General features: G+C 66.8%; 11 protein-coding genes and 2 tRNA genes. 1 reads left to right on the top strand and 12 read right to left on the bottom strand.

Annotated elements, in window-relative coordinates; all coding sequences use genetic code 11:
• Positions 1-30 precede the first annotated feature (30 nt).
• Positions 31-879: a rhomboid family intramembrane serine protease gene (locus tag OVA02_RS01925; RefSeq protein ID WP_056044212.1), complete on the bottom strand. Its 849-nt coding sequence runs from the start codon at positions 877-879 to the stop codon at positions 31-33.
• The gene (locus OVA02_RS01920) at positions 880-1,419 is read right to left on the bottom strand and encodes a peptidylprolyl isomerase (RefSeq protein ID WP_267659113.1); all 540 of its coding nucleotides are present in this window, start codon (positions 1,417-1,419) and stop codon (positions 880-882) included.
• Positions 1,420-1,556: 137 nt separating this feature from the next.
• Here OVA02_RS01920 and OVA02_RS01915 point away from each other — a divergent pair, with 137 nt between their 5' ends.
• On the top strand, positions 1,557-2,093 hold the full coding sequence (locus OVA02_RS01915) for a hypothetical protein (RefSeq protein ID WP_267659112.1): 537 nt from the start codon (positions 1,557-1,559) through the stop codon (positions 2,091-2,093).
• Between the two features lie 251 nt (positions 2,094-2,344).
• Here OVA02_RS01915 and OVA02_RS01910 read toward each other — a convergent pair.
• The 10 genes from OVA02_RS01910 to dnaA all read right to left on the bottom strand — a co-directional run bounded on the left by OVA02_RS01910 (position 2,345) and on the right by dnaA (position 13,811).
• Positions 2,345-2,417, bottom strand: a tRNA-Ala gene (locus OVA02_RS01910).
• A gap of 83 nt (positions 2,418-2,500) precedes the next feature.
• Positions 2,501-2,574 (bottom strand) — tRNA-Ile (locus tag OVA02_RS01905).
• A gap of 73 nt (positions 2,575-2,647) precedes the next feature.
• Positions 2,648-3,055, bottom strand: coding sequence for a DUF3566 domain-containing protein (locus OVA02_RS01900; RefSeq protein WP_043595295.1), 408 nt, complete (start codon positions 3,053-3,055; stop codon positions 2,648-2,650).
• Positions 3,048-5,735 carry a DNA gyrase subunit A gene (gyrA, locus tag OVA02_RS01895; protein WP_056044217.1) on the bottom strand — a complete coding sequence of 896 codons (2,688 nt, stop codon included), beginning with the start codon at positions 5,733-5,735 and terminating at the stop codon, positions 3,048-3,050. Before gyrA ends, OVA02_RS01900 begins: the two co-directional genes overlap by 8 nt.
• Before the next feature lie 77 nt (positions 5,736-5,812).
• Complete coding sequence (gene gyrB, locus OVA02_RS01890; RefSeq protein WP_267659111.1) at positions 5,813-7,786, bottom strand: DNA topoisomerase (ATP-hydrolyzing) subunit B; 1,974 nt, start codon at positions 7,784-7,786, stop codon at positions 5,813-5,815.
• A 166-nt stretch (positions 7,787-7,952) separates the two neighbouring features.
• Positions 7,953-8,507 (bottom strand): DUF721 domain-containing protein, encoded by a 555-nt coding sequence (locus tag OVA02_RS01885; protein ID WP_082460102.1) that lies wholly within the window; start codon positions 8,505-8,507, stop codon positions 7,953-7,955.
• A complete protein-coding gene (gene recF / locus OVA02_RS01880) occupies positions 8,504-9,784 on the bottom strand; it encodes a DNA replication/repair protein RecF (protein ID WP_267659110.1) in 1,281 nt (426 codons plus the stop codon). Before recF ends, OVA02_RS01885 begins: the two co-directional genes overlap by 4 nt.
• Before the next feature lie 17 nt (positions 9,785-9,801).
• Positions 9,802-10,689, bottom strand: coding sequence for a phosphogluconate dehydrogenase (NAD(+)-dependent, decarboxylating) (gene gnd, locus OVA02_RS01875; RefSeq protein WP_056044222.1), 888 nt, complete (start codon positions 10,687-10,689; stop codon positions 9,802-9,804).
• A gap of 60 nt (positions 10,690-10,749) precedes the next feature.
• Positions 10,750-11,898: a DNA polymerase III subunit beta gene (dnaN, locus tag OVA02_RS01870; RefSeq protein WP_056044224.1), complete on the bottom strand. Its 1,149-nt coding sequence runs from the start codon at positions 11,896-11,898 to the stop codon at positions 10,750-10,752.
• A gap of 497 nt (positions 11,899-12,395) precedes the next feature.
• A complete protein-coding gene (dnaA, locus tag OVA02_RS01865) occupies positions 12,396-13,811 on the bottom strand; it encodes a chromosomal replication initiator protein DnaA (protein WP_056044226.1) in 1,416 nt (471 codons plus the stop codon).
• Position 13,812: the final 1 nt, after the last annotated feature.

Raw genomic sequence — 13,812 nt, 5'->3', positions numbered from 1 at the left:
CCGCCTCTCGTCGTTCACCGTCCGGGTGGTCTAGAACAGCCCGACCAGCTGGGCCGATCTGGCCAGGAGCACCGCGACGACGACCACGCCGATCGCGACGAGCACGGCGATCTGCACGGCGTGCTTCGAGCGGTGACGGGTCTTCGAGAACAGGAACGCGATCGCCCCGCCCACGACGATGCCCCCGAGGTGGGCCTGCCACGCGATGCCGGGCACGATGAACCCGATCGCGAGGTTGATGCCGACCAGCACCAGGAGTTGGATGCTGCGACCACCGAGGCTGCGGGCGATGACGAAGAACGCCGCCATGAGGCCGAAGATGGCCCCGGAGGCACCGACCACGAAGCTTCCGGGTGCCAGGAGGGCGACAGCGGCCGAACCGCCGATCCCCGAGAGGAAGTAGAGGGCGGCGAACCGACCTCGCCCCAACTGACGTTCGAGTTCTGCCCCGAAGATGTACAGCGAGTACATGTTGAAGAGGATGTGCAGGATGCTCCCGTGCACGAACATCGTCGTGACGGCGCGCCAGGGCTGCACGATCTCGAGCGGCGGGTAGAACGCCAGGGCCCGCGTGACCACGCCGTTGCCCGTACCGGTCACGAGCTGCAAGAGGAACACCGCTACGGTCACGCCGATGATGCCGTAGGTGACGACGGGGGCGCCTCGCCGAGACGCGCTACGGACCCGACCGACCACCTGCGGTTGGAGGCGCGGTGCGTTGCCCCGCGCCTCCTTCACGCACTCCGGGCAGTGGACCCCCACCGCGGCGGGCGTCTGGCACTCGCCACAGATGGTGCGACCGCACCTCTGGCAGAGGACGAAGCTCTGCCGGTCGGGGTGCCGATAGCAGAAGTTCGAGCGGTCGTGCGGATCGGTCACCTAGACCTCGTCGATGGTGACGCTCTCGAGCACCACGTCCTCGAGGGGCTTGTCGCGCGCGTCGGTCTTGACGGCCTCGATCGCGTCGACGACCTTCTTGGACTCGTCGTCGGCGACCTCGCCGAAGATGGTGTGCTTGCCCTGCAGCCACGGGGTCGGAACCGTCGTGATGAAGAACTGCGAACCGTTGGTGCCCTTGCCGCCGCGCGAGCCGGCGTTGGCCATCGCGAAGATGAAGGGGGCGTTGAAGTTCAGCTCGGGGTGGATCTCGTCGTCGAACTGGTAGCCGGGCCCGCCGACGCCCTGGCCGAGCGGGTCGCCGCCCTGCAGCATGAAGTCCTTGATGATGCGGTGGAAGACGACGCCGTCGTAGAGCTTGTCGGTGCTGACCTTGCCGGTGGCCGGGTGGGTCCACTCTTTGGTGCCGGTGGCGAGACCGACGAAGTTGGCGACGGTCTTCGGGGCGTGGTCGCCGAAGAGGTTCACCTTGATGGTGCCGTGGTTGGTGGTGAGGGTGGCGACAGCGGTGTGCGTTGACATGTCGTCATTCTTCCACAGCCACCTCGACGCACCAGCGACTCCCCAGGCACCGTTCCGTGACCTGTCAGGAACCTCCGTGCCACACTGGGACGGGCCAGCAACTCTGGCTCCACTGCCTACTCGTTGGAGGAACGTTCATGGCCCTGTCACGCAAGCAGAAGAAAGAACTCAAGAAGTTCAAGAAGCACGCTGTGGCGGTGTGGGGTGAGCAGCGCGGCGTGATCGACCACGCCGGCAAGGTCATCGGCGGCTACCGCGACGACGCCGTCAAGATCGCGAACAAGAAGGTCGTCCCCCAGATCAAGCACGCGGTGGACTCGAACGTCCGCCCCGTGGTCTCGCAGGGCCTCTCGACCGGGTCGCACTACGCGTCGGTCGCCCAGGACCGCCTGAAGCACGACGTCTACCCGGCGTTCTCGTCGGCTCTCGGCAACCTCGACCTCGCGAACGACCCGAAGGTCGCGAAGGCCGTGAAGAACGCCAAGAAGCAGGGCAAGAAGGCCGCGGCGAAGTACGTGCCGCGCCAGCAGAAGTCCGGCCTCGGCGTCGGCGGCGTCCTGCTGATCGGCGTGGGCGTCGTCGCTCTCGGTGCCCTCGTGTTCGCGGCCGTGCAGACGCTTCGTGCCGACGACGAGCTCTGGGTCGCCGACGACGACGCCGACACCAAGGCGTAGTCCCCCACACCTACACGAAGGGCCCGCCTCCCCGGAGGCGGGCCCTTCGTCGTCCCTGCCCCCGACGACTGCAGCATTCGACGCTGATCCGGCCCTAGCCCCAGCACCAGCACCAGCACAGACACTGCCTAAGGCCCAACGTTGCACGCACGTCGGCGAAGCCGACACGGGCCCGGAGGGCCCCCAGACCAGCACAAGAGAATTGCCCCTGTCCGCTGACGGAGTCAGCGGACAGGGGCAAGGCAATCCAGTGGAGCCTGGGAGAATCGAACTCCCGACATCCTGCTTGCAAAGCAGGCGCTCTACCAACTGAGCTAAGGCCCCGACCCCCCGGTCACCGGGGGAACGAGCACGATCTCACCACCCTGCGCGTCAGGAGACGAGCGTGATGTGAGACCGGTACTGCGTGGGGCTAATAGGACTTGAACCTATGACCTCTTCGTTATCAGCGAAGCGCTCTAACCGCCTGAGCTATAGCCCCCGGACCGTCGTAAAGCCTACAGCACCACGACGGCGAACTCGAATCGGCGGGTTCAGCCGACTCGAATGGTGGATCAGTTGTTGGTGAATCCGACGAGGAGACCGCCGGTGATGCGCACGCTCAGGTTGTAGAGGACGGCGACGATGGCCCCGAGGACCGTGCCGACGACCACGTTGAGGATGGCCACCACGATCGAGAAGAGCATGATCTGGCCGACGTTGAAGGTGTCCTGGATCGAGAAGCTCGAGTCGCCGAGGATGTCCCGCAGCAGGGCGTCGAGGTCGTCGAAGATGCCGGTCTGGTTCAGGATCGCCCAGATGAGGAAGGTGGCGACGACCGTGATGATGCCGATCGCGACCGAGATCAGGAAGGCCAGCTTCACGACCGACCAGAAGTCGATGTAGACCAGCTTGAGGCGGACCTGCTTGGTGCCGGACGGTCGTTTCGCCTTCTTCTGCAGTCTCTCGGCGACACTACTCATTGTTCGTTTCCTCTCCGGCGGTTCCGGGGGCCTCGTCGTCGGTCGACTCGGCATCGACCGACGTGACGTCGGTCGTGGGGATCTCGGTGTCGGCGTCGACGGACTCGACGGACTCGACAGACACTACGGCCTCGGCCACGGCGTCCGCACTCTCGTCGACCTCGGCCGCGAGATTGCGCTCACTGTTGCGGGCCACGGCGATGATGCGATCGTCGCTCGCGAAGCGGGCGAAGACGACGCCCATCGTGTCACGGCCCTTGGCCGGCACCTCGGAGACGGCGGAGCGGACCACCTTGCCGCCGGACAGCACCACGAGCACCTCATCGTCCTCGCCGACGATCAGGGCACCGGCGAGGTCTCCCCGCGCCTCCGCGAGCTTCGCCACCTTGATGCCGAGACCGCCGCGGTTCTGGACGCGGTACTGGTCGGCGGCCGTGCGCTTGGCGTAGCCGCCCTCGGTGACGACGAAGACGTAGCCCTCTTCACCGACGACGGAGGCGCTGAGCAGCGTGTCGTCGTCACGGAAGGTCATGCCCTTCACGCCCGAGGTCGACCTGCCCATGGGGCGCAGCGACTCGTTGGTGGCCGTGAAACGCAGCGACATGCCGTGACGCGAGACGAGCAACAGGTCGTCGTGCTCGTCCACCAACAGAGCCGAGACGAGTTCGTCGTCGTCACGCAGGTTGATCGCGATGATGCCGCCGGTGCGGTTCGTGTCGTACTCGGTCAGCGAGGTCTTCTTGATCAGGCCGTCGCGGGTGGCGAGCACGAGGTAGTCCGCGACCTCGTAGTCGCGGATGTCGAGCACCTGCGAGATCTGTTCGTCGGGCTGCATGGCGAGCAGGTTGGCCACGTGCTGGCCCTTGGCGTCTCGGCCGGCCTCCTGCAGCTCGTAGGTCTTGGCGCGGTAGACCCGACCCTTGTTCGTGAGGAACAGCAGCCAGTGGTGGGTGGTCGTGACGAAGAAGTGGTCCACGACGTCGTCGGCTCGCAGCTGTGCTCCGCGGACGCCCTTGCCGCCCCGGTGCTGGCTGCGGTAGTTGTCGCTGCGGGTGCGCTTGACGTAGCCACCCCGGGTGATGGTGACGACCATCTCTTCTTCGGGGATGAGGTCTTCGACGCTCATGTCGCCGTCGAAGCCGAACATGATCTCGGTGCGACGGTCGTCGCCGTACTTGTCGGTGATCTCGGCGAGCTCGTCGCTGACGATGGTGCGCTGACGCTCCGGCTTGGCCAGGATGTCCTGGTAGTCGGCGATCTCGCGCTCGAGCTTGTCGGCGTCGTCCTGGATCTTCTGACGCTCGAGGGCGGCCAGGCGACGCAGCTGCAGGTTGAGGATGGCCGAGGCCTGGACCTCGTCGACGTCGAGGAGGTCCATGAGACCCGCGCGCGCCTCCTCGACGGTCGGCGACCGGCGGATGAGCGCGATGACCTCGTCGAGGGCGTCGAGCGCCTTGAGGTAGCCGCGCAGGATGTGCGCGTCGGCTTCGGCCTTCTTCAGGCGGAAACGCGTGCGGCGCTGGATGACGTCGATCTGGTGGTCGACCCACGCCGAGATGAAGCCGTCGAGCGCGAGCGTGCGGGGAACGCCGTCGACGATCGCGAGCATGTTCGCGCCGAAGTTCTCTTGCAGGCTCGTGTGCTTGTAGAGGTTGTTCAGCACGACCTTGGCGACCGCGTCGCGCTTCAGCACGATGACCAGGCGCTGACCCGTGCGACCGGAGGTCTCGTCGCGGATGTCGGCGATGCCGCCGATGCGGCCGTCCTTGACCAGCTCGGCGATCTTGATCGCGAGGTTGTCGGGGTTGACCTGGTAGGGCAGCTCGGTGACGACGAGGCAGGTACGACCCTGGATCTCCTCGACGTTGACGACGGCACGCATCGTGATCGAACCGCGGCCCGTGCGGTAGGCGTCCTGGATGCCCCGGACCCCGAGGATCTGTGCCCCCGTCGGGAAGTCGGGGCCCTTGACGCGCTGCATGAGCGCCTCGAGCAGCTCTTCACGCGTCGCGGTGGGGTTCTCGAGGTACCACTGTGCGCCCGAGGCGACCTCGCGGAGGTTGTGCGGCGGGATGTTGGTCGCCATGCCGACGGCGATGCCGACCGAGCCGTTGACCAGCAGGTTGGGGAACCGGCTGGGCAGGATGGCCGGCTCGCGGGTGCGACCGTCGTAGTTGTCCTGGAAGTCGACGGTGTCCTCGTCGATGTCGCGCACCATCTCGAGCGCGAGCGGGGCCATCTTGGTCTCGGTGTACCGCGGGGCGGCGGCGCCGTCGTTGCCGGGCGAGCCGAAGTTGCCCTGGCCGAGCGCCAGCGGGTAGCGCAGGCTCCACGGCTGGACGAGACGCACCAGCGCGTCGTAGATCGCCGTGTCACCGTGGGGGTGGAACTGGCCCATGACGTCGCCGACCACGCGCGAGCACTTCGAGAACGCGCGATCGGGGCGGTAGCCACCGTCGTACATCGCGTAGATGACGCGGCGGTGCACGGGCTTGAGGCCGTCACGCACCTCGGGCAGGGCCCGGCCGACGATGACGCTCATCGCGTAGTCGAGGTACGAACGCTGCATCTCGAGCTGGAGGTCGACCTGCTCGATGCTGTCGCGCTTCGGTGCCTCGGCGAAGGTCTGTGCACCCTCGGCGTCGGTGCCCTCGGGGGTGTCTGTCGGCTCGTCGGCCATGATTCTCCGTTTGTCGTGGTCTGCCCCGTGGTGCTCGTCGGGGCGCGGGCGTGCTCCGGATCAGCCGGAGGCGCGCATCAGATGTCGAGGAAGCGGACGTCTTTCGCGTTCTGCTGGATGAAGTTGCGGCGCGACTCGACGTTCTCGCCCATCAGGGTGTCGAAGATGGTGTCCGCGGCCACGGCGTCCTCGAGCGTCACCTGCAGCAGCGTGCGGGTGTCGGGGTCCATCGTGGTCTCCCACAGCTCTTTGTAATCCATCTCGCCGAGGCCCTTGTACCGCTGGATCGCGTTCTCCTTCGGGATGCGCTTGCCGGCTGCGCGACCGGACAGGAGCACCGCATCGCGCTCGGCGTCGCTGTACACGTACTCGTGGCTGGCGTTGCTCCACTTGAGCTTGTAGAGCGGCGGCTGCGCCAGGTAGACGTAGCCGAGGTCGATCAGCGGCCGCATGTAGCGGAAGAGGAGGGTGAGCAACAGCGTCGTGATGTGCTGGCCGTCGACGTCGGCGTCGGCCATCAGGACGATCTTGTGGTACCTCGCCTTGTCGGGATCGAAGTCTTCTCCGATGTCGGCGCCGAAGGCCTTGATCATGGCCTGCACCTCGTTGTTGCCGAGGGCACGGTCGAGACGGGCCTTCTCGACGTTGAGGATCTTGCCCCGCAGCGGCAGGATCGCCTGGGTCTCGGGGTTGCGGCCCTGGACGGCCGAGCCACCGGCCGAGTCGCCCTCGACGATGAAGATCTCACTGCGCGAGGGGTCCTTGCTCTGGCAGTCCTTGAGCTTGCCGGGCATGCCGTTCGACTCGAGCACGCCCTTGCGGCGGGTCTGCTCACGGGCCTTGCGCGCGGCCAGACGGGCCTGCGACGCGAGGATGCCCTTGCGGACGATCTCGGCGGCCTGCTTGGGGTTGCGGTCGAACCAGTCGTTCAGCTGCGACCCGGCGACCTTCTGCACGAACGACTTGGCCTCGGTGTTGCCGAGCTTGGTCTTCGTCTGGCCCTCGAACTGCGGCTCGCCGAGCTTGATCGAGATGACGGCCGTCAGACCCTCGCGGACGTCGTCGCCCGAGAGGTTGTCGTCCTTCTCCTTGAGGAAGTTCTTCTCGCGCGCGTAACGGTTGATCAGCGTGGTCAGCGCTGCACGGAAGCCCTCTTCGTGCGTGCCGCCCTCGTGGGTGTTGATCGTGTTCGCGTAGGTGTGGACGCTCTCCTGGTACGAGGTGTTCCACTGCATCGCGACCTCGAGCGAGATCTTCTTCTCGGTGTCTTCCTGCTCGAAGGCGATGATGTCGTCGTGGACGGTCTCGACCTTCTTGGTCGTGTTCAGGTACTCGACGTAGTCGACGAGGCCCTTCTCGTAGTGGAAGACGTCGTGACGGGGCTCGGCGTCGTCCTCTTGCACGCGCTCGTCGCTGAGCTCGATGCGGAGGCCCTTGTTGAGGAACGCCATCTGCTGGAACCGGGTGCGCAGCGTCTCGTAGTCGAACTCGACGGTCTCGAAGATCTCGGAGTTGGGCCAGAACGTGATCGTCGTGCCGGTGGTGTCGTCCTCTTCGCCCTTGGCCAGCGGCGCGACGGGCACGCCGTCGGTGAAGCTCTGGCGGTAGACGTTGCCCTGACGGCGGACCTCGACGTCGAGTTCGCTCGACAGGGCGTTGACGACCGAGCTGCCGACGCCGTGCAGGCCACCCGACACGGCGTAACCGCCGCCGCCGAACTTGCCGCCGGCGTGCAGCACGGTGAGGACGACCTCGACGGTCGACCGACCCTCGACGGGGTGGACGTCCACCGGGATGCCACGACCGTTGTCGACGACGCGGACGCCGCCGTCCTCGCGCATGGTGATCTCGATGTGGTCGCAGTGGCCGGCCAGGGCCTCGTCGACCGAGTTGTCGACGATCTCGTAGACCAGGTGGTGCAGACCACGGGGCCCCGTCGAGCCGATGTACATGCCGGGACGCTTGCGCACGGCCTCGAGACCCTCGAGGACCTGGATCGCACTGGCGCCGTAGGTGTCGTCGGGCTGGGCGTCGGTGGGATCAGCTGACATGTGCGTAGGGGCTCCTGCCGGACGGGACGAAGATGTGCCGACCGGTCGCGACCGCTGTCTGGGCGGCCCTCGGACGACCTTCCGAGTCTACCGCAGGCCTGTCCGCCGCGGGGCGAAATCCGCCCTCAGACGGATTTTCCCACCGCACTTGGACGATTCACCCTCGTCAACCATAAGTATCGCGAGGGCCCCGCCCTGGAACCGATCTGGGGCCGCGTTTCCAGGTCGGGGCGTTGGGTGCCAGGAAACGCACCGACTGGATGCCCGCGTCCGGGTACCTCTTCACGATGGTCGTCGTGACCTGCGTGCGCATCAGCCGCAGTTGCGTCGCCCACGCCGTCGAGTCGCACTGGACGGTCAACGTGCCGTCGTCGATCGAGACCGGATCCGAGTGCGCGGCCAGCTCCGCCCCCACCATGTCGGGCCACGCGGTCATCAGCTCGGACTGGGCCAACGGGCTGTTCCAGCCGAGTTCGTTGGTGACGGCCGAGAGGACGTCGGCGATGCCCCGGGGCTCGCGTCCCGTGCCGAAGGGCTGGCTCGGGGAGCCCAACTTGATCGACTTGCGCTTCCGGGCGTCGCGCGACCGCGAGTTGGGGTCGCCGAACACCCGGCGGAACCGCAGATAGACCCGTTGGGCCTCGCTGTCGGGCTGCGCCTCGGGCTCAGGAGGCGCGGGTGGCGTGGACGCCGGAGGCTGCGGTGCGTCGTCGACGCTCACCGCGCCTCCTCGGCGACGGCGTCGCCGGGCCCCTCGTCGCCGGCCCCCTCGTCACCGGGCCCCTCGTCGCCGGCCACCGCGGTGACGACCGCGTCGTCGCCCGGACCGTCGACGGCGGGGGCGTCGTCGAGGATCGTCCCCTTGGCGATGCGGACCGTGTGGGCCTTGAGTCGTGAGGGGACGTCGCCCTCGACCGCTGCCGTGATGAGCACCTGCTCGTAGTCGGCGACGGCGTCGGCCAGACGTTCGCGACGGGATCCGTCGAGTTCGGCGAAGACGTCGTCGAGCACGATCACCGGGTCGCCCGTCGGCGAGTCGACCCGCACCACGGCGGCCGAGGCCAGCTTCAGCGCGAGGGCGAACGACCAGGACTCGCCGTGGCTGGCGTAACCGCGCGCGGGGAGCCCGTTGAGCGAGAGGAAGAGGTCGTCGCGGTGCGGCCCGACGAGCGTCAGTCCCCGCTCGAGCTCGGTCGGTCGGACACGGGCCAGTGCCTGACGGAAGACGTCGGGCACCTGATCGGCAGGGATGGACTCGGTCGGCCCCTCGGCCGCGGTCGTCTCGTCGTCGGGTGTCGCGCCCCGGATGCTCAGCACCGTCGAGAGGTGTGCGGCGTGGTCCGCTCCCGCCACCGCGGCGTAGGCACGGGCCACCTCGGGGGCCAGGTCGGCCGCGAGCCGGTCACGCGCGACGACGAGTTCGCTGCCGAGGGCCACGAGACGTTCGTCCCAGATGTCGAGCGTGCCGAGCTGGCCGGCCTTCACCCCGGAGGCGCGGGCCGACTTCAGGAGCGTGTTGCGTTGTCTGAGCACCCGGTCGTAGTCGGTCTGCACGCCGGCGAACCGGGGCGACCGAGCCACCAGGAGTTCGTCGAGGAAACGACGACGACTGGACGGCTCGCCGCGGACGAGCGCGAGGTCCTCGGGAGCGAAGAGGACGCTCGTGAAGTAGCGCGGAAGCTCGCGAGGCTTGATGGCCCCCCGGTTGACCTGCGCCCGGTTCGGCGACGACCGGTTGATCTGCACCTCGGCCAGCAGTTCGCGCTCGTCGGCGAGTAGTCGCGCCCGCACGACGGCCGAATCGCGTCCCTGGCGGATGAGAGCCGAATCCGACGACACCCGGTGGGATCCGAGACTCGACAGGTAGCCGAGGGACTCGACCAGGTTGGTCTTCCCCTGGCCGTTGCTGCCGACGAAGAGGTTCGGCCCGCGCGCGAGGCTGACTTCGGCAGACGTGTAGTTGCGGAAGTCCGTCAGGCTGAGATGCAGTACTCGCACGCGGGCCGGTGGAGGCGCTAGGCCTTCTTGACGGCGTGGCCGCCGAACTGGTTGCGCAGTGCGGCGACGGCCTTCATGGTCGGCGAACCCTCGCCCTGACGCGAGACGAAGCGCGCGAAGATCGACGCGCTGATCGTCGGCATCGGCACGGCGTGGTTGATGGCTTCTTCGAGGGTCCAGCGGCCCTCGCCGCTGTCCTCGACGTAACCCGAGATCTCGGCGAGCTTGGGGTCGGCCTCGAGGGCGAGGACCATGAGCTCGAGCAGCCAGGAACGTACGACGGTGCCGCGCTGCCAGGCCTTGAAGGTGCCGGTGACGTCCTTGATGAGGTCGCTTCGGGCCTCGAGCAGCTCGTAGCCCTCGCCGTAGGCCTGCATGATCGCGTACTCGATGCCGTTGTGGACCATCTTGGCGTAGTGACCCGCGCCGGTGTCGCCCGCGTGGACGAAGCCCTCCTCGCGAGGACCCTCGGGGCGCAGGGCGTCGAAGATCGGCTGCGCCAGGGCGACGTTCTCGGCGGAACCACCGACCATGAGGCCGTAGCCGTTGTCCTTGCCCCAGACGCCGCCCGAGACGCCGGCGTCGACGTACTTGATGCCCTTGCCGCCGAGGAGCTTCTCGTTGGCGAAGTCGCTGGTGAACTTCGAGTTGCCGCCGTCGATGACCAGGTCGCCTTCGGAGAGCTCGTTCGAGAGCTCTTCGATGACGCCGGCGGTGATGTCGCCCGCGGGCACCATGACCCAGACGATGCGGGGGGCGGGGAGCGTGGTGGCGAGCTCGGCGAGGCTGGCGACGTCGGAGACGGCGGGGTTCGCGTCGTAACCGGTCACCTCGATGCCGCTGTCGCGCAGGCGGGCGCGCATGTTGTTGCCCATTTTGCCGAGACCGACGAGGCCGATGTGCATGAGGTTCCTTTGTTCGTGGCGGTGGGGCCCGGAGGCGGCACCGTTGCTGGCAGAGCGCTCTTAGCGCAGGAGGAGGTTGGGCTGCAGCAGGTACTTGTAGCTGTCAGCACCGGCCTGGTCTTTCGAGGACTGACTGGTGATCAGCACGGGACCGGGCTTGTTCGGGTTCTCCGTCTTGGTGAAGGAGATGCGGACGAACTCGGAATGAACCGCTCCGAGACCGTCGAGGAGGAACTGCGGTTTCAACGAGACCACCGTGTCCTCTCCCGTCAACAACGCATCGATCGACTCTGACGCCTGCGCTTGTTCGCTTCCGATGGCCTCGAGGGTGAGGCCGTCGATCGTGAACGTGAACCTGAGGGCCGCCTCGCGCTCGAGGACGAGCGAGACGCGGCGGACCGACTCGACGAGCTCGGCCGTGTTGATCACGGCGTAGTTCTCGACGGTGTCGGGGAAGAGACGCTTCACCGGAGGGAAGTTCCCCTTGATGAGCAACGAGGTGACGGTCTTGTTGTCCGCCTGGAACGCGATGAGCTCGCGCTCGTCGGATCCGGTGATCGAGACCGAGACGGTGCCGGCGTTGCCGAAGGTCTTGCCGACCTCTTGCAGCGTGCGTGCCGGGACGAGTGCCGTCGTCGTGGTCGTGCTCGCCACGGTGCCGGGATCGAATTCGATGCCTCGGACGGCGACGCGGTAACGATCGGTGGCGACGAGCGAGAGGGCGTTCTCGGTGACCTCGAGCTGGACGCCGGTGATGACCGGGGTGACGTCGTCGCGGGATGCCGCCACCGCGACCTGGGAGACGGCGAGGGCGAAGGAGTCGCCGGGCACGACGCCCGAACGGTCGCCGACTGTCGGCAGGGTCGGGTACTCCTCGACCGGCATGCTCAGCAGGGAGAAGTTCGCGGATCCGCAGCTGACCGAGATGCGGTTCTCCTCGGTGGAGAAGGTGACCGGCGCGTTCGGCAGACGGCTGGCGATGTCGGCGAGCAGTCGGCCGGAGACCAGGATCGTGCCCGGTTCGTCGATCTCGGCGGGGATGCTCGTCTGGGCCGAGACCTCGTAGTCGAAGGACGACAGGGTGAGCCCGTCGGCGTCGGCCTCGATCAGGACACCGCTGAGGATCGGCAAGGTGGTGCGCTGGGGCAGCAGCTTGACGGCGAAGGAGACCGCATCGCTGAAGACGTCACGGTTGACCTGGAACTTCACGCGGGGACCCCTATCGACTTCGCTCTCGTGGATGGCCGGTTAATAGTGGCACAGCATCGGGGTCCGCCCTTCCGGGAGGCGAAAGCCGAAGCTCCGGGCCCGGATCGATCCACAAGGTTGTCTCTCCATCAATTTCTTGTAACCAGGATTAACAGTCTTAACCGTTGTGCACAGTGTGGATAACCTGTTTAAAACCCCGGGGCTCGGCGGAACTACACGCGTGTGACTTGTGGACGGCGTGTGGAACCGAATGACAAGAATGCTCGGGGTCTGCCGGTCGCTCCGAGTGGGATCCCACAGGTCCCCCGGATCCGTGAACAAGGTCGACACGGTTATCCACGAGTTTCCACAAGTTATCCACACTGTGTGGAACGTGACTCCCCAGGGCCCCCTCACACCCGTCGAGCGCCCCCTGGAACGACTAACGGGCGCCGACACGTGGTCGGCGCCCGGACGGGACGGTCGTGGAGGACGGGCCGGCCTGGCCCGCCGTCCCGTCACTTGTAACGGGTGTCCTGCTTGATGCGACTGGTGAGTTCGGTCACCTGGTTGTAGATCGACCGGCGTTCCTTCATCAGTTCGCTGATCTTCTTGTTGGCGTACATGACCGTCGTGTGGTCGCGGTTGCCGAACAGCTGTCCGATCTTCGGCAGTGACAGGCTCGTGAGTTCGCGGCACAGGTACATGGCGATCTGGCGGGCCGTGGCGATGGCCTGTGAGCGGGACGATCCGTAGAGGTCGTCGACCGTCAGCTTGAAGTAGTCCGCGGTGTGGTTGATGATGTCGACCGGCGCGATGATGTTGTCCTCGTCGAGCGTGATCAGGTCCTTGAGGACGGTCTGGACGAGGGCCAGGTCGACGGCGGTGCGGTTCAGGCTGGCGAAGGCCGTGACCCTGATGAGGGTGCCCTCGAGCTCACGGATGTTGCTCGACACCTTGGTCGCGATGAACTCGAGGACCTCGTCGCGGATCTGCAGCTTCTCGCTCTGGGCCTTCTTGCGCAGGATGGCGATGCGGGTCTCGAGGTCGGGAGCCTGGACGTCGGTGATCAGGCCCCACTCGAAGCGCGAACGCATGCGGTCCTCGAAGCCGGTGAGGTGCTTCGGCGGCAGGTCGCTGGTGATCACCAGCTGCTTGTCGTGATCGTGCAGGGTGTTGAAGGTGTGGAAGAACGCCTCTTGGGTGCTGTCCTTGCCCTGCAGGAACTGGATGTCGTCGATCAGCAGGATGTCGATCTCTCGGTACCTCTGCTGGAAGAGGCTCGACCGGTTGTTGGCGATCGAGTTGATGAAGTCGTTCGTGAACTCCTCGCTGCTGACGTACCTGACCCGGATCCCCGGGTACATGGTCTCGGCGTAGTGGCCGATGGCGTGCAGCAGGTGGGTCTTGCCCAGCCCCGACTCCCCGTAGACGAAGAGCGGGTTGTATGCCTTGGCCGGAGCCTCGGCGACGGCGACGGCCGCGGCGTGGGCGAATCGGTTCGACGCACCGATGACGAAGTTGTCGAAGCTGTACTTCGGGTTCAGGCGGGAGTCGTTGCGTTTCCCGCTCGCGCTCGTCTCGACGGGCGCCGGCACGAAGGGCGCCTCGATGTAGTGGACCGGCTCCGACTGCTCGACCTGCTGCGTGAGGGTGTCCGGGGTGATGTCGGGGTTGACGGTGATGGCGAAGCTCGAGACCGAGGTGTCGCCCAACCCGGCGATGGACTCGAGCAGGGGCTCACGGATCCGTTGTTCGAGCATGCCGCGGGTCAGGTCGTTGGGCACCTCGAGGTAGAGGGTGCCGCCCAGCACGCCCTTGGGCTCCACGAGGCTGATGAAGCCGTGCAGCTGCGGCGTGATGCGGTCGTCGGTCGTCAGCGTCGCGAGGACGGAACGCCACAGGTCCTGGACCGGGTCGACGGTGTGCGCCACT

The organism is Frigoribacterium sp. SL97, assembly GCF_026625765.1.
GTDB lineage: Bacteria > Actinomycetota > Actinomycetes > Actinomycetales > Microbacteriaceae > Frigoribacterium.
Note: the sequence above shows the minus strand (reverse complement) of the source record. Positions and strands in the feature narration are given on the sequence as shown.